Raw genomic sequence first — 23,386 nt, 5'->3', positions numbered from 1 at the left:
GCATTAGCGACTCTATAAGTGTTCTAACAATTCATAAGAAATTTTTATTCCATCGTAAAAAGCTTTTTCAGTAATATTCTCATTTGGAGCGTGATTACATTGATCAAAGTTTGCATATGGAATTGTAAACACAGGAACTTTTAGAATATCTGACCAAACATAATTTGGTACGGTTCCTGGCATTGTAGGTTCAATCAAGCCTGAACCTGTTGCTTCTTTGATAGCATCAACTAATGATCCAATATCCTTATCATCAGAGGCGGTTTTGCATGGTGGTACTTGTACCAAATAGTGTACTTTGATATCTCCATTATTTATTTCATCCTGCAATAGATTATTGATTCCAATTTGAATTTCTTGAATGTCTTGTTTACCAACTAATCTAGTTTCAACTTTCATAACTGCTTCATGAGGAATAATCGACTTCATTCCCTTAGCTGTATAGCCTGCGTTGATTCCAGAAATATTGAATGTCGGTCTAAACATCAATTTCTTATAGTACTCCAAACCTGTATCAGGCAATGTGCTTACTCCAGTTTGTTCAGAAATAGATTTCTTATCATATGGTAATTGTTTCATCCAATTTATTTCTGTTTTGCTAGGTTCTTCTACCCCATTATAAAAATCAGGGATCAAAACTTTATTATTTTCAAAATCATACATTTTTTGTAATAACTTCATCAAAATCAATACTGGATTTCTCATAATATTGCCCAGATTACCAGAATGATTATCTTGCATACCCGTTTGAGCGGTAATCTGAAATCCTAATGCTCCACGATTACCTAATCTTAAAACATGTTGTCCTGATTGGTTAAAAGATCCATCAACAACTATTGCCAAATCAACATCTTTCAACTTATTATCAGACAATTTTTTAACTGTGAAAGGTAGATTCTTGCTACCTTGTTCTTCTTCCCCTTCAATTAAAAATTTAATATTAAATGGGAAACCGCCATTAACCTTTTTATAGACATATAGGCCTAGAATTTGTGCTAATAATTGACCTTTATTATCTCCAGCCCCACTTCCATAGAATCGTCCATCTTTTTTAGTCAAAGTAAAAGGATCTGTATCCCAATCAGCATCAATTCCCGGCGTCATAACGTCGTAATGCCCGTAAAACAAAACCGTACGATCACTTTGACCTCTTATTTCAGCCAAAATGGTAGGTGATCCTGCAGTTTGAATTACTTCTACATGAGCTCCCAGACCCTTTAATTTTTCCTGTAATAATTTAATCGTTTCGTTGATACCTTCGCCAGTGGCACTGACACCTTTAAGCCCAATCAATTTCTTAAATAATTTTTCAAACTCAGCTTTATTATCTTCGATGAAACTATCTCTTGAAATCAATATGTATCCTCCTCAACTATAATATTCAGTTTTATTGTAGACCTTTTTAATCACAATAACTGATATTAGTCAAAGTCCTAGAAATATTAAATAAAAGAAACAAAGCGTTTATTCCAAATATCTTCATAAAAGTCTATCGTGTTTTTTGCACTTAAATAATCGTTGTCCATAGTTGTTGTCATATCAGGTTGCATTAAAATTTTATATCCTAATCCATGCGCCATTTTAATAGTCGTATCACAACAATATTCTGTTTGGGCACCACATATCTCTATCGTTTTTAACCCATTTTCCCGCAATAGTTCATTCAATTCTGTATGGTAAAAAGAATTAGCATGAGTTTTTTCTACCACTAGGTCAGAATCTCTTTTATCTAGCTCACTAACAAAATTCCACTCTTCACTACCCTTTATCAAATCACTGTCATTATGCTGAATGAAGATTATCGGTAATTTATCTTGTCGATAATCATCAATACGATTGTTGATATCGTCTATTAATTCTTCAAAATTATAACAACCACTTAGTTCATTCTGCATATCGATAACTATCAAAACCTGTGCCATCTTACTCATTTACGCTAACTCCTTAACTTTGATTTCAATTTCATCGCGAACTTTTCTAAAGACATCTAAAATTTCATCCTCTGAACCTTCTGCTTTTGCAGGATCCATTAATCCCCAGTGCAGATGTTTAACATTTTTAGGAATAACTGGGCAACGATCTCTAGCATCCCCACAAAGGGTAACTACCAAATCGCAACTGTTAAAATAATCAATATCAATCAAGTCGGACGTATTATCAGAAATATCTATTCCTTTTTCAGCCATAACCTTAACTGCTTTAGGATTTAGTCCGTGAGTTTCAACACCAGCGCTTCTTACTTCAAAGTCAGTTAGATACTTTTTACCAAATCCTTCTGCCATTTGAGAACGACAAGAGTTACCTGTACAAATAAAATAAATTTTTTTCATAAATTATTAGCTCCTTCCCATTAGATAGGATAGATTGTTAGTTAAATTAAACCATAGAAATATAGTAAAGGACGAACTACCTTGTATTATTTAGTAATTATATTATAATAAATTACTAAGATTAATCATTGAGGTATTATATGAAAATTTTTAAACGAATTACAATAGTTATCATTGCTTTAATCGCTATATTAGCGATCATTTTAGGTGTATACATCCATCAAAGTAAGCAAGCATTGAAGTCTGTTGATACTAGTAAAAATAGTGTTTCCCAAAAAGTTGATCAAGACAAACCTATTTCAGTTTTACTCTTGGGTGCCGACACCGGGGCCGATGGCAGAATTGACCGCGGTAATTCAGACACTATGATGTTAGCTACTTTGAACCCACAAACTCACAAAACTGTCATATATTCTATTCCAAGAGATGCTGTTGCCGAAATGGTTGGCGACAAAACTAAAAATGTTCAAAAAATAAATGCTGCTTATAATATTGGAAAGTCTAAAATGGCTAAAAATACTGTAAGTGATTTATTAAACGTTCCTGTTGATTATAGCGTTGCCGTAAATATGGGGGCTCTCAAAAAGACCGTTGATTTTGTCGGAGGTGTTACAGTCAAATCTGATTTAAAAGTTAGCTTTGATGGTATAACCATCCCTAAAGGTACTCACCATCTAGATGGAAAAAAGGCGTTAACTTATGTAAGAATGCGTTATGAAGATCCACGTGGTGACTATGGTAGACAAATTAGACAACAACAAGTTTTAAAAGCAGTTGCCAAAAAAATGGCTCAACCCAAATATCTAGTTAAACTACCACAATTGATCAAAGAACTTGGACCAGATATTAGTACTGACTTAACCGATAAACAGTTAGAAGAATTACCAGTTAAGTATCATAGTAGTGGTAAAAAAATCAAATCTTATCAATTGCAAGGGAAATCAGCATGGATCAATGGCAGTTCATATCAAATACTTCCTACTAATGTACTACAAAATTCTTCTAATAAATTACGTAAAAACTTAGGTTTGAATGACCAGGAAGTTTCAAATACTGAAACTAAATTAAATGAATTAAATAAGTCTTTCTTTGAAGATCAAGATGACACAGATTATAATACACACGGACTAGATAAAACTTACTATACAAATAATACATACTAAAAAAGGAGTACTTTTTTCCGTAAACGTGTGACAACACACAGCTTTTTCCGCTTAATACAAACAAGCCCATCAATCCGATTTTGGATTGATGGGCTTGTCTTTATTTCCGAACTTTTTTATAGCCTAAACGTGTGAAAAAAGGCTGCAACCTCCACATAGCTACGAACCACAAATGATTGATGGAGCCAATCATTCGTGGCTCTAGGCTATGTTCCGGTGGCAGAACGCCTTTTTTCACACTCTTCTACATATACTGTTCCAATGCCTTACGGAACTTAGGCTCTGGTTGATATCCAACCATTCTACCAACTACTTCACCGTCTTTTTTAACGATAAATGTTGGAATACCTTGAATACCAAAATTGTTAGGTGTTTGTGGATTCTTATCAACATTCATTGATGTAAATTTGATCTTATCACCTAATTGATCATTTTCAGATAACTTCTCCAAAATTGGATTCATCATCTTACATGGAGGACACCAGTCAGCATTAAAATCAGTAATTACTAAACCAGTGCTTGTCTCATCATTAAAAGTCTTATCAGAAATCTCTTTAATATTGCTCATCTGCAAGTCTCCCCTTTTACCATTCTCATATTTCAATTACTAATATACCCCCTAGGGTAAACTATATCAATTATTTTGCTTTCAACCTATATAAACAATCATCAGCATATAATTTGATGTACACTACCCGTCTGGGTATAATATCTATGATATTAATATTGAGGAGGCCGGTATATGTCTCAAACATCTGAAGAAGTAGCAAATAAAAAAATAACCAGCCAGATAAAAAGATCTCGTGGTCAACTAGATGGCATCTTGCGAATGATGGATAACGGGCGCCCTTGTGACGAAGTTTTAGTTCAATTATCGGCCGTAAAATCCGGTGTTGATAAAGCCATAAAGCAAGTTATCGCCCAAAATATTCGTAAGAATGTTAACTGTGTCAATGAACAACAACTAACAGATTTACAAACATCATTAGAACTATTATTAAAGACTAAGTAGAATGTAACTATTACTTTTCATGCGGTATAAACGCGCAATGATATACAGCTTTTTCCGCTTAAATCAAACAAGCCCATCAATCCAAAACCGGATTGATGGGCTTGTTTGCCTTAATGCTCGAAAGCTGAGCGTGTATCATTACGCTCTAAGCCTTACCAATAAGAATAGTGGCATCAACTGTTATTTCTTTAACGGTAGTCCAATCTACTTTTTCTTTATCAACGTTAAAAAGTAGCGGTGTCATATTAATAAAAGCTGTTCTTTCTTCGTCTGAAACTGCATAAGTTTTAGTAGCTTTAATTTCATCTACTACTTGAAAATGTTCCTCAAAATAATCAAGAACTTTTTTATTAGAATAACTTTCACTACGAAGATATTTGCTGGCTTGTTGTCGTAATTCTGTTAAATGCTTTTCTCCAGGAATAACCTTGATCAAATATCCATTATCTAAGATTCGGTGAAATTCATGATAATTTGCGGGTGAAAAGATGTCTAGGATGCCATCTACACTATTGTCTTTCATAGGTAAATTAGCTAAATCACCAACAAACCATTTAACTGCATTATTTTTGTCATTTCTGGCAGCAAGTTGTACTGAATCCTTTGAAATATCAAATGCTAAAACAGTTTTATTTAGTTTATCCTGAATAACACGAGAGTAATATCCTTCACCACAGCCAGCATCTAAAATAGTTGTAATTGGTAGTTTTTCAATAATTTCTACTATCTTATTTAAAATATGATCGTACAAGCCATCTTTTAAAATCAATCCTCGATTTTCAAAATTGGCTTTATCATAATTTTTTTGTTGCTTCATATTTAACAAGAAATTTACATAGCCTTGTTTGGCAATATCAAAATTATGCCCATTGGAACAAACTAAACCATTGTTTTCTAAATTGAGAGATTCACTACAAATAGGACAATTAAAAAATTTATCACTATCACTGAATCTAAGTATTTTTTCCTTATTCATTGAATTACCTGAATTCTTATATAATGTTTTAATTTTATCATACGTTGATTTTTCGCTTTAAAGTTGCCAAATAATAACTTGTTTAATCAATCTATGTGTCTTAATATTTTTAAAGTATGTTTAAAAAAAATATTTTTAGTTAAATGGAGCTTCAAATGAAAGAATCAAAAAATAGTAGCATTAAAGGTCTAATGCCACTAGTCGTATTTTTAATTTTATATGTATTAACAGGTATATTTTCTGGGAAATTTGACAGCATGCCACTTTTAGTAGGAATGATTTTAGCCTCAATGGTTGCATTTGGAATTGCTCCACCTAAAGGAACAAAGAAATTATCTTTTTCCGAAAAAGTAATGACCTTTTGTAGAGGTGGTGGTGAACCTACTCTAATTATGATGGTCGTTATTTTTATCTTAGCCGGAGCTTTTCAAGGTGTAGCATCTAAAATGCATGCTGTATCTTCTGTCACTAATCTAGGACTAAGTATCCTACCATCGAATATGATCCTACCAGGAATGTTTGTTATAGGTTGTATTTTAAGCTTTGCCATGGGTACATCTATGGGAACAATTACTGCTTTGATGCCTGTAGCTGTGGATGTGGCTGTTAAAACTGGTGTGAACCCAGCATTAATGGCAGGAATAGTCGTAGGTAGTGCAATGTTTGGAGATAATTTGTCATTTATCTCCGCATCTGCAATTGCATCAGTTCAAACACAAGGCGTGGAACAAAGAGAAAAATTTAAATTAAATATAATCACCTATATTCCTGCAATTATTATTAATATTATTTTATTAACTATTTATCCCATAAAAAATGTCGTCTTGACTGGATCATATAACTGGAATTTTATCGACTTGATCCCATATATTTTAGTAATCGTTTTGTCATTAATAGGATTGAATGTCATGCCAGTGATGATAATTGGTGTTGTTTCTGGAATTGTAATTGGGATAATTCATGGAGATTTTAGTTTGATTGGATCGATGAAATACGTTCAATCAGGTATGTCCGGTATGGAAGATATCGCCATTATTTCCATTATCGTTGGTGGGTTAGTTGAGTTGATGAAATACCTCGGTGGGATTCAGTGGTTAATGGATACATTAGGAAAACAAACTAAATCTAAACACGGAGCCGAATTTTCAATTGGAGCTTTAGTAACACTATTATGTGTTGCTACAACTAACAACACAATTGCTATTATTACCGTTGGCCCACTGGCAACTGAAATTGGACGTAAATTTAAACTTTCAAGAGCACGTGTTTCAACTTTATTATCAATGTTTGCGACTCATGTCCAAGGATTGATACCTTATGCGGGACAATTATTAGTAGCTGGAGGAATGGCTAAAATATCACCAGTTTCTATCGTCCCTTGGGTTTGGTACTGTTATTTAACACTTATTATGAGTTTATTATTCGTATTCTTAGGGTTTCCAAAAATAAAAGTAACACCGGAAAATGGCTACGACCATTTTGAAGAAGACCTGATAAATTAAAAAATAGGAGAGATTTGGATTTCAATATCCTTATCTCTCCTATCTTTGTTCAATAAATAATTACAACATTAATCCTACTGAATAGTGAATGATCATAGTAATAATACCAACAATAACATTTCTAATGATAGCTGTTTTAACTAGTCCGTCACCTAATTTTGCACTTAGAAACCCTGTAAGTGCAACAGACAATGTAACGGCTAATATTGTACCTGGCCATTGTAATGATACTGGCAAAAATGTCATTGCAACTAGTGGAAAAATACCACCAGATGACGCAGCAACAAGAGAAGAAAATGCTGCATCCCATGGATTCATATAATGTCCAAGATCCAAATCGTATTTAACTTTAACTACAGTTCCTAAGGCATCTTTTTTCATTAATTCTTCGGCAATTTCTAAAGATGTCTCTTTACTTACGCCTCTATCAACGTAATAATCGGCTACTACATTTAATTCTGCTTGGTAATCTGTTTCTATTAATTCACGTTCTTTTTCAATAGCTGCTTTTTCGGTATCCTTTTGGGAGCTAACTGATGCATATTCGCCAGAAGCCATTGAAAAAGCACATGCAATAAGGTCGGATAAACCAGCAATAAAAATCGTGAATTGATTTGTTGTCGCAACGGCAACTGAGAATAGCACACCAACAACGGTAAGAATTCCATCATTTGAACCTAGAACTCCGGCACGTAACGTATTTGAACGTTCAGCCATGGTCTTTTTACTCTTTTTTTGCTTGGGAAAGTTTACTGCTTTCATCATTCTTATCACTCCTTTAATGTGCAAATAATGTTCCTATGAAGTAAGTAACGAGCATTGTCAATAATCCTGAAACTACATTTCTGAAGACCGCTTTTAGTCTATTAGCATTTCCTAAATATGCGGCTGTATAACCAGTAATAACCAGCGCAATTATGACGGCAATTATAGTAGCGAATATTTTCATATCGGCTGGAAATAGTGTTATTGAAACTAATGGCAAAATCGATCCTGTTGGGAAAGAGATCATAGAAGCTATCGCAGCTGCAATTGCACTTGTTTCTTCCTTAGGATTAAATCCAAAGCGTTCACGAACTGCAACATCCAAAGGATCATCACTCATCATTTCTTTCGTAGCTTTTAAAGCCAGTGCTTGAGATATTCCTGTCTTTTGATATTTATTTTGGATAAATTCAAACTCTCCATCATAATTTCCATCTAAAGCAGCTGATTCCTTTTCAATGGCTCTTTTTTCACTGTCACGCTGTGTACTAACTGAAACCCATTCTCCCATCGCCATAGAAATGGTTCCCGCTAACATACCAGCAATACCAGCTAGAAAAATTGCATAATTATTACTACCTGCACCAGCAACACCAATAACGATACCAGCAACTGAGATAATTCCATCATTTGCCCCCATAACGCTAGCACGCATAACATTTATCTTCTCTGCTAAACTTCTAGTCTTTTTAGCTTTTTGCATTTTGTTCACCTCTTAATTAAAATCATTTCTAAGTTGGAATAATTCTCATATGCTAACGAATACATAATAATTCATTTTTAGCCAAATGTAAACATTTAATAACCCATTCCTAACTTTATCCCAATAAGAATCATTAATTGATATTTTTATTAGATAGGTATTATAATTAACTTGTAATGATTCCAAACTAGAAAGGAAGACTGCTTATGACTAATAGTTCTGTCATGGAGGACACGTTAAAGCTTTTAAAAGATCACAAGCTTAGAGTCACTCCACAGCGTCACATTATACTGGCTTATCTAGCCAGCCATCATAATCACCCAACAGTTGAAACCATTCGTGATGCTCTAAGCAAGGAACTTCCGAATATGGGTTCTTCAACGATATATAACACTTTAAATACTTTTGTTGAACACCGATTAGTCGTTGAATTGCAAAACGGTGATGGAAGTACCCACTATGATTATTTCGGAACGCCACACTATCACGCAATTTGTACTAACTGCGGGAAAATTGTTGACGTCACTTATCCAGGATTTGATAAAGATGAAAAGAATTTAGAAGAACGAACTGCTGAAATATCTGGATATATGATATCTGGAAATCATATGGAAGTTTACGGACTATGTCCTGAATGCCAAGCAAAACTTGGTATTACACAAAAAAAATAAAGCCGAGAGAAATTTCCCTCAGCTTTATTTTTTTAGTTATGATTCATAAAGTACATTGCAATAGTAATATCTATAGCCCAGATCAATTCCAATCTTTTGCCCCATTCCTTGTAACCAAATACCTATCAAAAAATAAGTCTCAACAAAAATGTCGGGAAAAGTACCAGTATTTTTTTCATGATTAAACTCCCAATAGTTTAATGGTGACATTGTTGCACCGTTATCCTTTTTTAGCAAAAGATAACAACTAAAAACGCAATTTAATTTTTGATAATCTTGACTTACAATTTAGATAGCATGTAAATCAAATAAATCGAGGTTTTCTTATGTCAAAATGGCGTATTTTCAGTCTAAGTTGGCTCGTTATTTTTGTTATCGGAGCAATCATTATCAGCGCACACTCATATACGAGTGTGAATAATCCATCCACTTTAAAATTAGGTGGTCTATTTGTCTGGATAGGAATTTTCATATTAATTTCGATTCTTCAAACTGTTGCCTACACTATTTATAATTTATTATTGCACAATAAAACACCGCACTAAATTCAAGACAAACTTGACGTTTTTTACAATAATTACGCTAAAAAGTTTATCATTGAGAAATTTTTCACGAAAACTAAACCGTTTTGTCTGAAAACGTTTACAAAGATAATTCCTTGGTATAAAGTAAGTCTATTAACTTTCTAACAACTTACCTGGAGGGAACTACAATGACAAAGATTTTGGTTAATACAGCAGTATTTGAAAATGATGTTAAAAATGGTGCATCACAATTAGACATGATCAAAAAAATCACTGACTTGGGTATCGATGGTGTTGAAGTACGTGGAGAATTCTTCAATGATAATCGTGATGAAGAACTTTCAAGTTTAAAAGATTTAGCACAATCAAAGAATTGGCTATTATACTTCTCAATTCCTGAACAATTATTTGTTAACAATAAAGTAAATGAAAATCTAAAAAGTTATCTTGAACTTGCAACAAAATATTCTATCGGTTCATTAAAAATCAGTTTGGGAGAGATCGATACTTTAACAGACGAATTGATTAATGACTTAAAGAACATTTTAGATTCATATTCAGTTCAGTTAACAATTGAAAATGAACAAAATGATCACGGACATATGGATCATGTTCTAGCTATCAATGAAGAAATCAAACAAGCTGGATTACCTATTGGATATACATTTGACGCTGGTAACTGGTATTGGATCGATGAAGACCCTGAAAAGGCCATGGATAAATTAAACAGTTATGTAACAATTCTTCATTTGAAGAACATTCAAAACAAAGGAACAGTCCTTTTAGATAAGGGTGCTACAAATTGGAAGAATTTGATAAGTGCCGTTTCTCCCGATGTCCCTGTTGCAATCGAATATCCAATGACATTAGACGAATTAAAGAATGAGTTTAAACTCGTTCAAGATGCTATTGAAGAACACGCTTAATAATGAGGCGTTATAACGAAAAAAACAAATCCTTACGGATTTGTTTCAGACCGAAGACAAAGTCTTGATTTTTGAGACTTTGTCTTTTTTTTAATAACATTACAAATTACTGCTGTAAAAATAGACCAGTTTTGAAGTTACTTTCTAATATTTATTACTATTTTTACCACCAAGCACACTCAACTGTAAGTACTTATATAAAAGTTAGCAAAATCTTGTCAAGCCTTGATATGCCAGTATTCATAGTTTCTTACGAAACTACAAGTTGCGCAAATTATCCTATCATTTTGCGAAATGATTGTTACACATTGCTTGTATGCAACCAACAAATTGGACAACAGTATAATTAGTCAAAAAAATAACCAATCCGAACTTAGGGGGGAGACTATATGCTCGTCGTTCAAAACGTAAATACTTATATTGGTCAAAAACGAATCATCACAGATGCTAGCTTTAAGATTAATCCAGGAAATATCATTGGTCTGATTGGACCTAATGGGGCTGGAAAAACAACCCTTATGAAAACAATTCTAGGTCTCACTAAATTTAATGGTCAAATTCTTTTAAACCAGACTACCGTTACAGAAAATCAGCACGCTGCATTAGACAAAGTCGGTACTCTAATTGAGCACCCAGCTATTTACCCTTTTCTAACCGGCCAACAAAATCTAGAACTTTATGCGCATGATCCAGATGACTGTCAAAGTCTCATCTCCAAGTTAAACATGAATACCTACATTCACGATAAGGCCAAGGGATACTCCTTAGGTATGAAACAAAAACTAGGCATTGCTATTGCGTTACTGAATAAGCCACAACTAGTAATCCTTGACGAACCGATGAATGGTCTTGACGTTGAAGCGACAATTATTGTTCGTCGACTTATTCACCAGTACGCTGCAAAAGGCACTGCTTTCCTGATTTCTAGTCATATTCTGAGTGAACTTCAAAAGGTCATGAACCAAGTTATTCTCATAAATCATGGTCACATCATCATTAACCAACCCATCGCGGAATTTGAACAACTTCATCATCAAGTTTATAAACTACACACCAATAATTCTCAACTTACTGTTGATCTTTTGAAAAATCATCATATTCATTACACTTTGGATGGCGGCATCTTTCAAGTCAATCCTAAAAATATCTTTGAAATTCAAGATATCCTTAGCTCACAACACGTTTACCTGAAAGAACTAACACCTATTTCTAGTAGTTTTGAACAAATTGTCGTTCAACTTTTAAACCAGCAACGAGGTGGTGACCATTATGATGACTAGTTTGAGAGCAGAGCTATTTAAGTTTAGTCATCAAAAGTCCACTATGGCTGGTATTTTCACACTAATCATTTTGATGATTTAAAGCGTCTTAACTACTAAATTGAACCCAACACAAGTCACCTTTGAATTTGGAGCCGTTCAATGGATCCCTATTATTATGATCGCAATCGGCTCAATTTTCCTTGATATGGAATATCAAAACCGGACGATCTTGATACTTCTTTACAAAAATACAAAGCGTTGGCAAATATACTGGGCAAAATTGACGGTTGTATGGTTATATAGTTTCGTCTTGACACTGATTGCTACCCTTTTCACCGTTATTCTTAAATCCTTACTTGTAAAAACACCGTGGACTGCACTAATTAGCAATCATCAAACGCAACTTTTTTTGCTCACTGGTAATATTATTGGCATACTCATTTATTCCTTATTCATCATTACGCTATCTTTTATGCTTATTATGTTACTAAAAATCAATGCCGCAGTGATTGGGGTTGGATTAGCATTAGGATTTTTAGGTGCTGGCGTTTCGGTAGCACTTATGAGAGCTTTTACATCCTTGATCCCTATCCTCCGCTGGAATCCATTAAATATGATTTTTGTCACTCAACAATTGACCAATCCATCATACGCAACAGTCTCACATTTAAATTCACTTGAAATTATCGGAGGAAATTTAATATATGCAATCATTTTCGTCATTTTAGGCTATCACTTATTTAAAAAAAGACGAATCTAATTAAGGAGGATATATTTAAAATGGCCTTTAGTTTTTATCAGGAGTTCTACAAACTCTGTCATCGAAAATTAGCTTGGATTGCACCGCTAACATTACTCATACTCATGATTTTAACCGACCTATCAATTGGGTATAATGAGAGTAAGTTGCTCATGGCTACGTGTTATAACGCACCAGATTGGATCATGCTTATTCTAGTCGTCGTTGGAGCTACGACTTTTTCCATGGAATTTCAGAATAATGCAATTCTCACATTACTCTACAAGTCACCTAGTAAGGCCTTAGTCTACTTATCAAAATATATTGTCATTCTAATCTACAACCTCTGGCTACATCTGATTGCCATGTTATTCACATTTGGACTTCACGAAACTTCTCTTAATCAATCGGTGTCATGGTCTACACTCTATCGTTACCAGCAGCCACTTTGGGAAAACATGTTGAAAACCTCTGCAATTGACGTGCTTACAACAACATTCATTATCAGTCTAATTTTTCTACTCTCTTGTCTGATCAATAGTAATTCCATTGTCATTAGCGTCAGCCTATTGATGGTTTTCATGGGACAATTTATTTCTGACAACTTGTTAAACTCTGAAAAATTCACACAAATTTTACGTTGGAACCCATTCAATATGACAAATCTAACTCGACAATATTATAACTATGCAACTTACTTCGATACCAGTCACCTACTTAATCAGCAATTATTACTGGGGACGCTCAGTTACACCTTGCTATTCGTAATCGTTGGCTATCTTATTTTTAGGAAAAAACGTTTTTAAATAATCAGGAGGATTCAACCATGAATAGGTTTCCTACACAACTCAAAAAAATTCGTAAAGAGCAAAATATAACGCAAGATGATCTAGCTAGCCAGCTTTTCGTTACGCGGCAAGCAGTTTCAAAATGGGAATCTGGTGATTCAACACCAGACTTAAATAACTTAATTAAACTAACAGACATATTTAATGTCAGCCTGGACAATTTAGTTTTTGGCACCGAACATGACACTAAGGTTGATACGTCAGAATTTGTTTTCGACCCTAAACATAATCGTTACGTTCGTCGCCTTGGTAAAATGAACTTTTGGGACTTCTTGTCTGGCTATTGGTGGGCAGTTCTTGCAATTGTCTTCGTGATTGGATTCTTTTCCATTTTTTGGACAGGTAGATAAAAAAAGAAGACAAACTTCTGATTTACCTGTCAGTAAATCTAGTTTGCCTTCAATAATCTTAGCAAATCCGTAAGGATTTGCTTTTTTAATCTATAAGAATGCCGTCATTACACTACCAACAACGATTAAAACTAATCCAGATAATGTAAATTTAAGCTCTCTTGATGTTTTAGATTCATGCAAGATCAACAAACCACCAAGTGTTGCAACAACAACGTTTAATTGTGTAATAACAAAAGCAGAAGCAACACCTGCTGCTTGAGCGGCGAAAATATATGCTAATGAGGAAATACCGAAATCTAATCCGATCAGTCCATTAAGCCAACTTTCTTTTTGGACAAAGCTCTTTCCTTTTGTCATAACTAAGTTATAAATTACGGCTCCAATAAATATTCCAAGCATTTCTGGGAAAAATAAATGTAATCCAGAAGCTGAAACTGCTTTAGGTAAAGCACCATATGCCCAATAACCAACTGTTGTTGGAACTAAAACTGCTAGACCCTTAGTCAATGATCCCTTAGCAGAATTACCAGCTTTTTTATCGGTAATAGCGGTGAAGGCAACACCAAGTACAACTAAAATAATTGCCAATAAACCAACTAATTTAGAAACCGTACCACTCCATTCACCAAAGATAATAACTCCAATCAATGATGTACCAACAACCTGCAATCCAGTTGTGATAGGCATCGTTCGTGTAACGCCGATTTGTGTAAAGGAGATATATTGACCTACTTGACCTAACGACCATAAGAATCCCGCACCAAAACTGATCCAAAAGTTAATTCCTGTAACACTTCCATACATCGCATAAATAAATAGACCTATTATTAATGAACCAAATCCTGTACCAAAAATTTGGTTTGAAGGGCTTCCTCCAACTTTACTGGCAATAAGGGGCTGAATTCCCCAACCAATTGCTGGAATAAGCGCTAACAAGACACCCAAAAAATCACTCTTTTCTCAAAAAATTTCATATTAAATAACTATTTTATTATATTTTATAGTTGTCTAGACCAAAGAATTATATACTTTGTTCAAAAAAACTACAACCATAAATACATGGTATATATAGTAACACTGAAATTTATTGAGAGGTTTTATCTTGCTTTAAAGGCTATCGTTTCATAGCTGAGGCGCTATCTTTTTTCATAACGTCACGTATTTCTTGTTCACTAACTAAATTCAGGTCTCCTCCAATAGTCAACTTCAAAACGCTAGCAGCAATTGCATAATTGACTTGTTCTTGACCTTCAAAGTCGTTTAGGAATCCATGCATTAATCCAGCTCCGAAGGCATCTCCACCAGCAACTCCTTCATATACGTGGACTTGGTAAACTGGACTTTCATAGAATTTACCATCTCTGAGTAATAGTGCTGACCATTGACTATCTTCAACTGAATAAATATTTCTCAAAACGCTGGCAACTGTATGACAATTTGGATAAAGATCATAAACTTGTCTCATGGCTTTTTTGAAACTATCCTTTTGTTCGATACCACGACTCATATCTCCATCAAAGCTCTTAATTCCAAGACTAGATTCAAAATCTTAATCATGTACTAAACAAACATTTACAAAAGGCATAACTTTCTTACTAAATGCTTGTGCCTCTTCAGGAGTCCACATTTTGCCACGATAATTCATATCACAAACAATTTGAATACCGTTATCCTTACAATACTGACAAGCATTTAATACAGCAGTTTGTAGTTCTTTAGAAATTGCAGGAGTTATTCCTGAGAAATAAAAATAATCTATCCCTGCAAAAATATCTTCCCAATTATATTCATTTGCTTTAGAAACCGCTAAAGAACTTCCAGCTCGATCATAAACAACTGATGTTCCACGTACGCTAGCCCCTTTTTCAAAGAAATAAATCCCTAATCTTGGTCCACCACGCAAAATATGACTAGTATTAACTCCATATTTTCTAAGAGTACCTAGTGCTGTGTCCCCTAAAGAATTACTTGGAAATTTGGTCAAATATGAAGCGGAATCACCCTGAAGTGCCAAAGACACTGCAACATTAGCTTCCGCTCCTCCATAAGATGCTTCAAACTCATTTGATTGAATAATTCTATTATTGGCAGATGGCTTTAAACGTAACATCATCTCACCAAATGTAAGTACATTCTTCATTTTTATATCCTTTCCTATACATAAACTTAAATTATCATTTAGTAATATTATAAAACTTGTTAACTAAACAATGAAAGCGATTTCTTAATTTTAAAGTATTCTCTTTCTGTAAACAGTAAGTATTATCGTTTACAAAATTGAGCCAATCATTTAATGTAGATAGTATTATCTATTGAGGAAAAATTATGAATAAATCAAAGAAAATCATTTTGACTTTAGGGATTGCTCTACTAACAATTATTTTAACTGGATGTTCTTCAAAAGCACCATCCACTAGCCATAACGGCAAAATAAATATTGTAACCACGACTGATTTTTACGGTGAAGTTGCCAAATCAGTCGTTGGAGATAAGGGAAACGTCACCTCCATAATCAATAATCCTGCAATCGATCCACATGATTATGAACCAACCACCGAAATCGCTAAAAAAGTTAGTCGTGCCGACATAACGGTAGCAAACGGTATTGGTTATGATTCTTGGATGAATAAACTAACAAGCGATACAAGTGATGCTGTCTTTATAAAAGTCGGCGAAGATATTATGAATAAAAAGAGTGGTGACAACCCTCATCTCTGGTACAAACCTAATACCATGCCAAGATATGCTAACTATTTAGCTAAAGAGCTTGGTAAAAAGCAGCCTAAAAACAAGCAATATTTTAAAAATAATGCTAAAAAATATATTCAATCTCTAAAACCTGTTCAAAATGAACTGAATCAATTAAAAGACACTGCAAAAAAGACTAAGAACAAAGATGTATACGTGAGTGAACCTGTTTTTGATTATTCGATCAAAGCAATGGGATTTACTATTGGTGATAAAAGTTTTGAAAAAGCTATTGAAAATGGTACTGATCCTTCACCTAAAGTAGTCAAAGATATGCGTGACGGATTGAACCATAAAAGAGTATCCTTTCTTGTTTATAACGAACAAGCTGAAAGTAAAACCGTTGATAATCTAGTTCAATTAGCAAAGAAAAACGATATTCCGGTATTAAAGGTGACAGAAACTCTTCCTGAAGGTGATACATATAAAGAATGGATGCTATCACAGTACAAACAATTAAATAAAATCCTAAAAGATAAATAACTTTTGACAAAATAATAGCCCCCAACAATCTAAAATCGGATTGTTGGAGGCTATTTGTTTTAATGCTCGAAAGTTGATTTTACTTTACCAAACTCTCTTTTTATGTACGTTAAAAAAACCGTACCTGAAACTGTAAAAATTTATTTATTTAATTTCCTTCGTTCACGAATATTACTGATATTTGCTAGAATGACTTCTTTGAATTCATTCAAATCAAAGTCATAAATATCCGACAAGACGAACAATAACTCACCGTCGATAATTTTGTTCTTATCAGTTTCAATAGCACTTAAAACTGACGTCGAAGTAGAGTAACCATATTTATCTTTAGCAATATGAGTTACTTGCAATAATGTAAGTTCTGAAAAGAATCTTTTAGTTTTTAAATATCTTCCAATTGTTATCATGTGTCAAATATAACCTCTACCTTTCATATATGATATTTTAGCGTAATTTATGACACTTTGCGAAAAAAAATATATTGAAAAGTTTCACTAATTAACTTAATATGTAGTTGTAATCCTCATTAAAGGAAAATATATTCCACAAAGGAAAGATTGCAATGTATGATAATCAGTATTTTAAAACTTTTTGTATTATGCACCAGATTAAACAAAGTGACATTGCAGACTTGCTAGAGAAATCTAAATCAACCGTTCATCGTAAGAATAAGGATCTAGGCTTCACTCAAAAGGAAATCATTAAACTTCATGACACATATGAAATTCCCTTTGAAGTCTTCTTCCATGACAAAGACTCTGACGAGGAACCGATCTAACATCCCTTCGCAGAAAGTTGCTTTGTATAATTTTATAGGGGACTTTTGAAGTATTTATAATTCAGCTATTCTTTGGTCTATCCATAGATTCAAGTAGATACGAAAAGCCAAACTTCTATTAAAGAGGTTTGGCCTTTTTGCTTTGTGCTTTTACACAGTCAGGACACAAGCCATAAATTTCAATAGCATGTGTTTCAACTTGGCAGCCAGGTAATTGCTTGGTGAAGAAATCCATAGGACACTCCTTTAATTCAATCACTTTACCGCAATTAGAACAAATAAAATGATGATGATGTGGTTGTTCAAAATCACATTGAAATTTGATCATCGTTTTATTTTTTTCTTGGTACTCAACCAAGCCAATATCAGAAAACTCTTTAACATTTCGATAAACCGTATTGTGACTTATACCAGGATATAACGAACGCATATAAGCATCAACAACACTGATTTGAACATAACTATCGACGTATTTACTTAAATAGTCAATTAAATCGATTCGTTGTTTTGTCACTTTATAATTGTTGTCTTTTAAAATTTGAAGTGCTTCTTTCAAAATATTCACCTATCTAAATTATTTTTTTAAGTTTAACACATTACCAGTCTTTATTTATGTAACCCCTTGCATTAATATAAAACATCATATATAGTCTAGTTGTTATTTAATACATCATAATTAATGATTAAGGAGATATATCTGATGAAACAAATTTATTTCTTTTCCGAAGGTAACAAAGATATGCGTCAACTATTAGGTGGTAAAGGTGCAAATTTGGCCGAAATGACCAGATTAGGACTTCCGGTCCCAGCTGGATTCACTATAACGACTGAAGCTTGCCACGAATACCAAAGAAATAATAATAAACTCAGCAACAGTCTCATCCAAGAAATTGATAATGCATTAATTAAATTAAGTAAAAATACAAATAAGAAATTTAACGATACCGTAAATCCTCTATTGATCTCAGTACGTTCAGGTGCAGCAATTTCCATGCCCGGAATGATGGACACTATTTTAAATATTGGTTTAAATGACAAATCCGTTGTTGCCTTAGCAAAAATAACTAACAACGAACGTTTTGCCTATGATAGTTATCGTCGTCTGCTAGCTATGTTTGGTAATGTAGTTTACGGAATTTCAGAAGAAATTTTTGACCAAGTTCTAACAGATACTAAGAAAAATAATAATTATAAATCCGATATCGAATTAACAACAGAAGACCTAAAATCCATTGTAGAGCGTTTTAAGGAGATTTACACCAAAGAAGCTCATAAAGACTTTCCTCAAAATCCAGAAGACCAGATTCTAGCTGCTGTGAATTCAGTCTTTGAATCATGGGATAACAATCGTGCTCGTGTTTATCGTAAACAAAACAACATTCCTGAAACCTTAGGAACAGCTGTCAACGTCCAAACAATGGTCTTTGGTAACGCTGGTGAAGATTGCGGTACTGGTGTTGCCTTTACAAGAAATCCTGCTACTGGTGAAAAGAATCTATTTGGAGAATATCTATTAAACGCTCAAGGTGAAGATGTCGTTTCAGGTGTTAGAACGCCACAATCAATCGATACACTACAATCATCAATGCCTAAGATCTATGGTCAATTTGCTGATATTGCTCAAAAACTTGAAGACCACTATCAAGACATGCAAGACTTAGAGTTTACGATTGAACATGGAGAATTGTTCCTACTACAAGCTCGTAATGGTAAAAGAACACCTGAAGCCGCTGTAAAAATCGCAGTTGATCTTGTAAATGAGGGATTGATCGATAAAAAAACTGCTATTTCACGTATTGACCCTGAATCAATCTCTGCTATGTTACATTCAGATTTTGACAAAGAAGAATTGAAGAACCATCGAGAATTAACAACAGGACTTCCTGCCTCCCCCGGTGCTGCCAGCGGACAAGTTTACTTTACCGCCGATACGGCTAAAGAAGCTCACGATAATAAACATCAAAAAGTTATTTTGGTAAGACAAGATACTTCCCCTGAAGATATTGAAGGTATGGTTGTCAGTGAAGCTATCGTTACTTCTCGTGGTGGTATGACATCTCACGCAGCTGTGGTTGCTAGAGGAATGGGCTCAACTGGTGTCGTAGGCGCACATGAACTTCAAGTAGATTACAAAAATAAAGTCGCTAAAATAAACGATACAGTTATCAATCCTGGTGACTGGATCTCTGTAGATGGTACTAAGGGAAAAATTTACTCTGGCCAAATTCCTACTAGTGAAGCCGTCATTAAAGGAGACCTTTCAATTTTACTTAACTGGGCTAAAGAAATAAGTGACATGGGTGTTTATACTAACGCCGACACTCCTGCTGATTTCCAAAAGGCACTTGATTTTGATGCTGATGGAATAGGTTTAACAAGAACTGAGCATATGTTCTTCAAGTCTGAAAGATTATTACAAATGAGACGTCTCATTTTAGCCAAAGATGCAACCGGAAGAAAAGATCCACTTGAAAAGTTACTGGCAATGCAGCAAAATGACTTCTACGAAATTTATAAACTATCTGCTGGAAAATCAGTTACCGTAAGACTATTAGACCCACCTTTACATGAGTTCCTTCCTCATGACGCTAAAGAAATCAAATTAGTCGCTGATGAACTAGGAGAAAATGTTGAAGACCTTGAAAATCGTATCGATTCACTCAAAGAATTAAATCCTATGCTTGGTCACCGTGGAGATCGTTTAGCTGTAACTTTCCCCGATATTTACCAAATGCAGGTTCGTGCTATCATTAACGCCGTCTTACGTCTTAAAGATGAAGGAATTGAGATCAAGCCACATATTATGATTCCTTTGACTGATTCTAAATCAGAAATGCAATGGGTCAGAAATTTGGTAGAAAATCAAATCAAAGAACTTTCATCCGATGTTGAATACCAAGTAGGTACAATGATGGAAATGCCTAGAGCATGTGTCACAGCCAATCAAATTGCAGAAGTTTCTGACTTCTTTAGCTTTGGGACAAACGATTTAACTCAACTAACCTTTGGATATTCTCGTGATGATGTGGGTTCATTTATGCCAGAATATATTAAACAAGGCATTCTTCCAAATGATCCTTTCCAATCAGTAGATATAGAAGGTGTTGGAGAGTTAATGAAAATGGCTGTCGATCGTGGACGTCAAACAAAATCACAATTACCTATCGGTGTCTGCGGTGAAGTCGGAGGAGATCCAAAATCAATTCAATTCTTCGATAAAATCGGTATTACATACGTATCTTGTTCACCATACAGAATTCCAGTTGCTAGAATTGCTGCTGCGCAAGCTACAATTAACAAAGAAATTTAACAAATGATATATAACGTGATATTGCTAGTAAATATAATTATATATATAATAGGTATAAATTTACTTAACCAGAATACTTGGAGAAATATCATGTATCTAACAAATAGACAAAAACAAATTATCGAATTAACTAAACAAAAAAGTCCTATGACTAGTGAACAAATTGCTGAAAAACTCAATCTTCGTGTACCAACGATTCGTGGTGATCTGCGTCTATTGACTGCCATTGAAATACTCAAATCACGTCCTAAAGTCGGATATGAGTTTTCCGCAATGCCAAAGTCCAGCATTAACTTTAAAGAACTTTACGACAATAATATTGCCAAAATTTTGAAGGATCCTACCTTTGTACAGGCAAATACTACTTTACAAGAGTGCGTTAATATCTTATTTCTTCAAGATTCAGGTTCTCTTTACGTCGTAGATGATGATAAAAATCTTTTAGGACTTATATCACGTAAAGATTTACTTTCAGTAACTGTGAATAACGCTGATACCGAATCAATGGTCGCCAGTATGGTTATGACTAGGATGCCAAATCTAGTAACAGTAACTGAAGATATGTCAGTTCTTGAAGTGGGCAACTTACTTTTTAAACATGAAGTTGATTCATTACCAGTTACAAGAAAAGATGATCCCAGACAAGTCATCGGTAAAATAACTAAGAATCGTATTTTCCAATACTTTATTGAATTGGGTATTAAATATAACGAATAAAATTAATTTTGAATAGCCTCAACAATCCTATTTTTGGGTTGTTGAGGTTATTTTTATTCTCTTATACATTGTAAATCGTAAATATTACCATTTACAATTAAAAAGAATTAATATATCCTTAAACAGTAATAATTACTATTTAGAAGGAGATTTTATATGTTTCAAAAAAATTTGAAATTCCTTTCTTTATTTTTGGGAATTGTGTTTTTAGGAATAACACTCTCAGCTTGTGGAAATAAACAAGCTGAAAACAACAAAATAAAAATTGTTACTACCACTGATTTTTATGGCGAAGTTGCTAAAGCTGTCGTTGGTAATAAAGGATCTGTACAATCGATCATCAATAAACCGGGACTTGATCCACATGACTATGAACCTACGACTAATATTGCAAAAGATGTTTCCGCAGCAGATGTAACAATTGCTAATGGTTTAGGATATGATTCTTGGATGAATAAACTTTCAAAAAATGATTCAACATCCAAGATTTTGGTCGGTGAAGATATTATGAATAAGAAAACCGGAGACAATCCCCATCTTTGGTATGATCCTAAAACTATGCCTAAGTTAGCTAACTATCTAGCTAAAGAACTTGGTAAGAAGCAGCCTAAAAATAAAGCTTATTTTCAAAAAAATGCCGATAAATACATCAAATCATTAAAACCCGTTCAATCAGAATTAGACGAATTAAAACAAACTGCTCAAAATGCAAATAACAAAGATGTATACGTTAGTGAACCTGTCTTTGACTATTCTATTGAAGATATGGGATTCAAAGTCGGTAATAAGGAATTCGAAAAAGCTGTTGAAAATGGAACCGATCCATCGCCTAAAGTAGTCAAAAATATGCGCCAAGGTATTATGGAACAAAACATTTCATTTTTAGTGTATAATTCTCAATCCGACAGCAAAACAGTTGATAATATGGTAAAACTGGCTAATAAAAATAATATCCCCGTTTTAAAAGTAACCGAAACATTACCAGCCGGTAAAAATTATAAAGAATGGATGCTGTCGCAATACAAACAGCTTAATAAAATATTAGTAGAGGTACAAAAATAATGGCAGAAAAAATAGATCGAGCTAGTTCATTACGTCGTTTAAAATCAAAAAACATTAAAACAAGAAGACGTGCTAAAAAAGTCTTAAATGATATAAAACGTAAGAAATAGAGTGTTAAAAACACGTTCAGCTTTCGATCATTAAGACAAACAAGCCCCATCAATCCGACTTTGGATTGGTGGGGCTTGTTTTTTTTAAGCAGAAAAAGCCGTGTTTTTAACGCGTTTAAGCAAGATTCCATCTATAAACAGATTCACCTAATACTTGTTGACCAATTTTTATACTTTGCTCCTTATAAAATTTAGCCCCATATTTTTGAATAGTAACAAGAAAATCATGGGAAATAATGTTAATAGTAAATTAGCTTTAATCGTCGGTTTGATTTTAACAACTATTATTGCCTTTCTTAATTTGAAACTTATTACTTCTCCAATATAAAAAAATGGAACTGCATAAGATGCACTAGTCCCTGTCAAGTTGACAGATGAAATATTATAAAGTTGAATCTGTCTCT

Annotated in this window: 28 protein-coding genes and 1 pseudogene; 16 read left to right on the top strand and 13 right to left on the bottom strand. The window is 33.9% G+C overall.

Annotated features, from left to right (window positions below; all coding sequences use genetic code 11):
* Positions 1 to 12 precede the first annotated feature (12 nt).
* The 3 genes from FC72_RS04325 to arsC form a co-directional block, all read right to left on the bottom strand.
* A complete protein-coding gene (locus tag FC72_RS04325) occupies positions 13 to 1,356 on the bottom strand; it encodes a M20/M25/M40 family metallo-hydrolase (protein WP_057765138.1) in 1,344 nt (447 codons plus the stop codon).
* Positions 1,357 to 1,442: 86 nt separating this feature from the next.
* Positions 1,443 to 1,931: a cysteine hydrolase family protein gene (locus tag FC72_RS04320; RefSeq protein WP_057765136.1), complete on the bottom strand. Its 489-nt coding sequence runs from the start codon at positions 1,929 to 1,931 to the stop codon at positions 1,443 to 1,445.
* Positions 1,932 to 2,330, bottom strand: a complete 399-nt coding sequence (gene arsC, locus FC72_RS04315) for an arsenate reductase (thioredoxin) (protein ID WP_057765134.1) — start codon at positions 2,328 to 2,330, stop codon at positions 1,932 to 1,934.
* A 140-nt stretch (positions 2,331 to 2,470) separates the two neighbouring features.
* Here arsC and FC72_RS04310 point away from each other — a divergent pair, with 140 nt between their 5' ends.
* Entirely contained in the window at positions 2,471 to 3,493 is a 1,023-nt protein-coding gene (locus FC72_RS04310; protein WP_057765132.1) for an LCP family protein, read from the top strand.
* Positions 3,494 to 3,737: 244 nt separating this feature from the next.
* On the opposite strand, the gene FC72_RS04305 is transcribed toward FC72_RS04310, so the two are convergent.
* On the bottom strand, positions 3,738 to 4,061 hold the full coding sequence (locus FC72_RS04305; RefSeq protein ID WP_057765264.1) for a thioredoxin family protein: 324 nt from the start codon (positions 4,059 to 4,061) through the stop codon (positions 3,738 to 3,740).
* A gap of 174 nt (positions 4,062 to 4,235) precedes the next feature.
* On the opposite strand from FC72_RS04305, the gene FC72_RS04300 reads away from it, so the two are divergent.
* On the top strand, positions 4,236 to 4,505 hold the full coding sequence (locus tag FC72_RS04300; RefSeq protein WP_057765130.1) for a metal-sensing transcriptional repressor: 270 nt from the start codon (positions 4,236 to 4,238) through the stop codon (positions 4,503 to 4,505).
* A gap of 145 nt (positions 4,506 to 4,650) precedes the next feature.
* Here FC72_RS04300 and FC72_RS04295 read toward each other — a convergent pair whose 3' ends face one another.
* A complete protein-coding gene (locus FC72_RS04295; RefSeq protein ID WP_057765128.1) occupies positions 4,651 to 5,481 on the bottom strand; it encodes a putative RNA methyltransferase in 831 nt (276 codons plus the stop codon).
* Between the two features lie 155 nt (positions 5,482 to 5,636).
* Between FC72_RS04295 and FC72_RS04290 the strand changes: the two genes are divergently transcribed.
* Positions 5,637 to 6,983, top strand: coding sequence for a Na+/H+ antiporter NhaC family protein (locus FC72_RS04290; RefSeq protein ID WP_057765125.1), 1,347 nt, complete (start codon positions 5,637 to 5,639; stop codon positions 6,981 to 6,983).
* Positions 6,984 to 7,043: 60 nt separating this feature from the next.
* Here FC72_RS04290 and FC72_RS04285 read toward each other — a convergent pair whose 3' ends face one another.
* Both FC72_RS04285 and FC72_RS04280 read right to left on the bottom strand, forming a co-directional pair.
* A complete protein-coding gene (locus FC72_RS04285) occupies positions 7,044 to 7,748 on the bottom strand; it encodes a VIT1/CCC1 transporter family protein (protein WP_420806038.1) in 705 nt (234 codons plus the stop codon).
* A gap of 13 nt (positions 7,749 to 7,761) precedes the next feature.
* The gene (locus tag FC72_RS04280) at positions 7,762 to 8,451 is read right to left on the bottom strand and encodes a VIT1/CCC1 transporter family protein (RefSeq protein ID WP_057765124.1); all 690 of its coding nucleotides are present in this window, start codon (positions 8,449 to 8,451) and stop codon (positions 7,762 to 7,764) included.
* Positions 8,452 to 8,657: 206 nt separating this feature from the next.
* Between FC72_RS04280 and FC72_RS04275 the strand changes: the two genes are divergently transcribed.
* On the top strand, positions 8,658 to 9,122 hold the full coding sequence (locus FC72_RS04275; protein WP_057765122.1) for a Fur family transcriptional regulator: 465 nt from the start codon (positions 8,658 to 8,660) through the stop codon (positions 9,120 to 9,122).
* A gap of 36 nt (positions 9,123 to 9,158) precedes the next feature.
* Here the strand turns inward: FC72_RS04275 and FC72_RS10730 are convergent, their stop codons facing one another.
* Positions 9,159 to 9,359 carry a hypothetical protein gene (locus tag FC72_RS10730; protein WP_157051104.1) on the bottom strand — a complete coding sequence of 67 codons (201 nt, stop codon included), beginning with the start codon at positions 9,357 to 9,359 and terminating at the stop codon, positions 9,159 to 9,161.
* An 89-nt stretch (positions 9,360 to 9,448) separates the two neighbouring features.
* On the opposite strand from FC72_RS10730, the gene FC72_RS11140 reads away from it, so the two are divergent.
* From FC72_RS11140 to FC72_RS04250, 6 genes are all read left to right on the top strand, one after another.
* Positions 9,449 to 9,667: a DUF3923 family protein gene (locus FC72_RS11140; RefSeq protein WP_157051103.1), complete on the top strand. Its 219-nt coding sequence runs from the start codon at positions 9,449 to 9,451 to the stop codon at positions 9,665 to 9,667.
* A gap of 167 nt (positions 9,668 to 9,834) precedes the next feature.
* Positions 9,835 to 10,572: a sugar phosphate isomerase/epimerase family protein gene (locus FC72_RS04270; RefSeq protein WP_057765120.1), complete on the top strand. Its 738-nt coding sequence runs from the start codon at positions 9,835 to 9,837 to the stop codon at positions 10,570 to 10,572.
* A gap of 389 nt (positions 10,573 to 10,961) precedes the next feature.
* A complete protein-coding gene (locus tag FC72_RS04265; protein ID WP_057765118.1) occupies positions 10,962 to 11,852 on the top strand; it encodes an ABC transporter ATP-binding protein in 891 nt (296 codons plus the stop codon).
* A gap of 100 nt (positions 11,853 to 11,952) precedes the next feature.
* Positions 11,953 to 12,594 carry an ABC transporter permease gene (locus FC72_RS04260; RefSeq protein ID WP_268871653.1) on the top strand — a complete coding sequence of 214 codons (642 nt, stop codon included), beginning with the start codon at positions 11,953 to 11,955 and terminating at the stop codon, positions 12,592 to 12,594.
* Between the two features lie 20 nt (positions 12,595 to 12,614).
* Positions 12,615 to 13,379, top strand: coding sequence for an ABC transporter permease (locus FC72_RS04255; RefSeq protein ID WP_057765116.1), 765 nt, complete (start codon positions 12,615 to 12,617; stop codon positions 13,377 to 13,379).
* A 20-nt stretch (positions 13,380 to 13,399) separates the two neighbouring features.
* On the top strand, positions 13,400 to 13,771 hold the full coding sequence (locus FC72_RS04250; RefSeq protein WP_057765114.1) for a helix-turn-helix domain-containing protein: 372 nt from the start codon (positions 13,400 to 13,402) through the stop codon (positions 13,769 to 13,771).
* 90 nt (positions 13,772 to 13,861) lie between these two features.
* Here FC72_RS04250 and FC72_RS04245 read toward each other — a convergent pair whose 3' ends face one another.
* Entirely contained in the window at positions 13,862 to 14,719 is an 858-nt protein-coding gene (locus FC72_RS04245) for a GRP family sugar transporter (RefSeq protein ID WP_057765113.1), read from the bottom strand.
* 169 nt (positions 14,720 to 14,888) lie between these two features.
* Positions 14,889 to 15,914, bottom strand: a pseudogene (locus FC72_RS04240) (sugar kinase).
* Between the two features lie 185 nt (positions 15,915 to 16,099).
* On the opposite strand from FC72_RS04240, the gene FC72_RS04235 reads away from it, so the two are divergent.
* A complete protein-coding gene (locus FC72_RS04235) occupies positions 16,100 to 17,005 on the top strand; it encodes a metal ABC transporter solute-binding protein (protein WP_057765111.1) in 906 nt (301 codons plus the stop codon).
* Positions 17,006 to 17,145: 140 nt separating this feature from the next.
* Here the strand turns inward: FC72_RS04235 and FC72_RS04230 are convergent, their stop codons facing one another.
* Positions 17,146 to 17,412, bottom strand: coding sequence for a hypothetical protein (locus tag FC72_RS04230; protein ID WP_057765109.1), 267 nt, complete (start codon positions 17,410 to 17,412; stop codon positions 17,146 to 17,148).
* Between the two features lie 155 nt (positions 17,413 to 17,567).
* On the opposite strand from FC72_RS04230, the gene FC72_RS04225 reads away from it, so the two are divergent.
* Entirely contained in the window at positions 17,568 to 17,783 is a 216-nt protein-coding gene (locus FC72_RS04225) for a transcriptional regulator (protein ID WP_057765107.1), read from the top strand.
* A gap of 118 nt (positions 17,784 to 17,901) precedes the next feature.
* On the opposite strand, the gene FC72_RS04220 is transcribed toward FC72_RS04225, so the two are convergent.
* The gene (locus tag FC72_RS04220; RefSeq protein ID WP_057765260.1) at positions 17,902 to 18,342 is read right to left on the bottom strand and encodes a Fur family transcriptional regulator; all 441 of its coding nucleotides are present in this window, start codon (positions 18,340 to 18,342) and stop codon (positions 17,902 to 17,904) included.
* Positions 18,343 to 18,483: 141 nt separating this feature from the next.
* Between FC72_RS04220 and ppdK the strand changes: the two genes are divergently transcribed.
* The 4 genes from ppdK to FC72_RS10865 all read left to right on the top strand — a co-directional run bounded on the left by ppdK (position 18,484) and on the right by FC72_RS10865 (position 22,982).
* Positions 18,484 to 21,093 (top strand): pyruvate, phosphate dikinase, encoded by a 2,610-nt coding sequence (gene ppdK / locus FC72_RS04215; RefSeq protein ID WP_057765104.1) that lies wholly within the window; start codon positions 18,484 to 18,486, stop codon positions 21,091 to 21,093.
* A 90-nt stretch (positions 21,094 to 21,183) separates the two neighbouring features.
* Positions 21,184 to 21,810, top strand: coding sequence for a helix-turn-helix transcriptional regulator (locus tag FC72_RS04210; protein ID WP_057765102.1), 627 nt, complete (start codon positions 21,184 to 21,186; stop codon positions 21,808 to 21,810).
* A gap of 156 nt (positions 21,811 to 21,966) precedes the next feature.
* Positions 21,967 to 22,872 carry a metal ABC transporter solute-binding protein gene (locus tag FC72_RS04205; protein ID WP_057765101.1) on the top strand — a complete coding sequence of 302 codons (906 nt, stop codon included), beginning with the start codon at positions 21,967 to 21,969 and terminating at the stop codon, positions 22,870 to 22,872.
* The gene (locus tag FC72_RS10865) at positions 22,872 to 22,982 is read left to right on the top strand and encodes a putative metal homeostasis protein (RefSeq protein ID WP_162253522.1); all 111 of its coding nucleotides are present in this window, start codon (positions 22,872 to 22,874) and stop codon (positions 22,980 to 22,982) included. The genes FC72_RS04205 and FC72_RS10865 overlap by 1 nt, the downstream gene beginning before the upstream one ends.
* Positions 22,983 to 23,150: 168 nt before the next feature.
* Here FC72_RS10865 and FC72_RS11000 read toward each other — a convergent pair.
* On the bottom strand, positions 23,151 to 23,386 hold a 236-nt coding region (locus tag FC72_RS11000), incomplete at its 5' end, for a hypothetical protein (RefSeq protein WP_235805144.1).

The sequence above is a fragment of the Companilactobacillus tucceti DSM 20183 genome (genome assembly GCF_001434665.1).
In the GTDB taxonomy this organism is placed as follows: Bacteria; Bacillota; Bacilli; order Lactobacillales; family Lactobacillaceae; genus Companilactobacillus; species Companilactobacillus tucceti.
Note: the sequence above shows the minus strand (reverse complement) of the source record. Positions and strands in the feature narration are given on the sequence as shown.

Excerpts from the sequence above, each read along its gene's own strand:
- FC72_RS04320 (WP_057765136.1), bottom strand. The coding sequence starts at position 1,931 with ATGAGTAAGATGGCACAGGTTTTGATAGTTATCGATATGCAGAATGAA.
- arsC (WP_057765134.1), bottom strand. The coding sequence starts at position 2,330 with ATGAAAAAAATTTATTTTATTTGTACAGGTAACTCTTGTCGTTCTCAA.
- FC72_RS04310 (WP_057765132.1), top strand. The coding sequence starts at position 2,471 with ATGAAAATTTTTAAACGAATTACAATAGTTATCATTGCTTTAATCGCT.
- FC72_RS04305 (WP_057765264.1), bottom strand. The coding sequence starts at position 4,061 with ATGAGCAATATTAAAGAGATTTCTGATAAGACTTTTAATGATGAGACA.
- FC72_RS04300 (WP_057765130.1), top strand. The coding sequence starts at position 4,236 with ATGTCTCAAACATCTGAAGAAGTAGCAAATAAAAAAATAACCAGCCAG.
- FC72_RS04295 (WP_057765128.1), bottom strand. The coding sequence starts at position 5,481 with ATGAATAAGGAAAAAATACTTAGATTCAGTGATAGTGATAAATTTTTT.
- FC72_RS04290 (WP_057765125.1), top strand. The coding sequence starts at position 5,637 with ATGAAAGAATCAAAAAATAGTAGCATTAAAGGTCTAATGCCACTAGTC.
- FC72_RS04285 (WP_420806038.1), bottom strand. The coding sequence starts at position 7,748 with ATGATGAAAGCAGTAAACTTTCCCAAGCAAAAAAAGAGTAAAAAGACC.
- FC72_RS04280 (WP_057765124.1), bottom strand. The coding sequence starts at position 8,451 with ATGCAAAAAGCTAAAAAGACTAGAAGTTTAGCAGAGAAGATAAATGTT.
- FC72_RS04275 (WP_057765122.1), top strand. The coding sequence starts at position 8,658 with ATGACTAATAGTTCTGTCATGGAGGACACGTTAAAGCTTTTAAAAGAT.
- FC72_RS11140 (WP_157051103.1), top strand. The coding sequence starts at position 9,449 with ATGTCAAAATGGCGTATTTTCAGTCTAAGTTGGCTCGTTATTTTTGTT.
- FC72_RS04270 (WP_057765120.1), top strand. The coding sequence starts at position 9,835 with ATGACAAAGATTTTGGTTAATACAGCAGTATTTGAAAATGATGTTAAA.
- FC72_RS04265 (WP_057765118.1), top strand. The coding sequence starts at position 10,962 with ATGCTCGTCGTTCAAAACGTAAATACTTATATTGGTCAAAAACGAATC.
- FC72_RS04255 (WP_057765116.1), top strand. The coding sequence starts at position 12,615 with ATGGCCTTTAGTTTTTATCAGGAGTTCTACAAACTCTGTCATCGAAAA.
- FC72_RS04250 (WP_057765114.1), top strand. The coding sequence starts at position 13,400 with ATGAATAGGTTTCCTACACAACTCAAAAAAATTCGTAAAGAGCAAAAT.
- FC72_RS04235 (WP_057765111.1), top strand. The coding sequence starts at position 16,100 with ATGAATAAATCAAAGAAAATCATTTTGACTTTAGGGATTGCTCTACTA.
- FC72_RS04230 (WP_057765109.1), bottom strand. The coding sequence starts at position 17,412 with ATGATAACAATTGGAAGATATTTAAAAACTAAAAGATTCTTTTCAGAA.
- FC72_RS04225 (WP_057765107.1), top strand. The coding sequence starts at position 17,568 with ATGTATGATAATCAGTATTTTAAAACTTTTTGTATTATGCACCAGATT.
- ppdK (WP_057765104.1), top strand. The coding sequence starts at position 18,484 with ATGAAACAAATTTATTTCTTTTCCGAAGGTAACAAAGATATGCGTCAA.
- FC72_RS04210 (WP_057765102.1), top strand. The coding sequence starts at position 21,184 with ATGTATCTAACAAATAGACAAAAACAAATTATCGAATTAACTAAACAA.
- FC72_RS04205 (WP_057765101.1), top strand. The coding sequence starts at position 21,967 with ATGTTTCAAAAAAATTTGAAATTCCTTTCTTTATTTTTGGGAATTGTG.
- FC72_RS10865 (WP_162253522.1), top strand. The coding sequence starts at position 22,872 with ATGGCAGAAAAAATAGATCGAGCTAGTTCATTACGTCGTTTAAAATCA.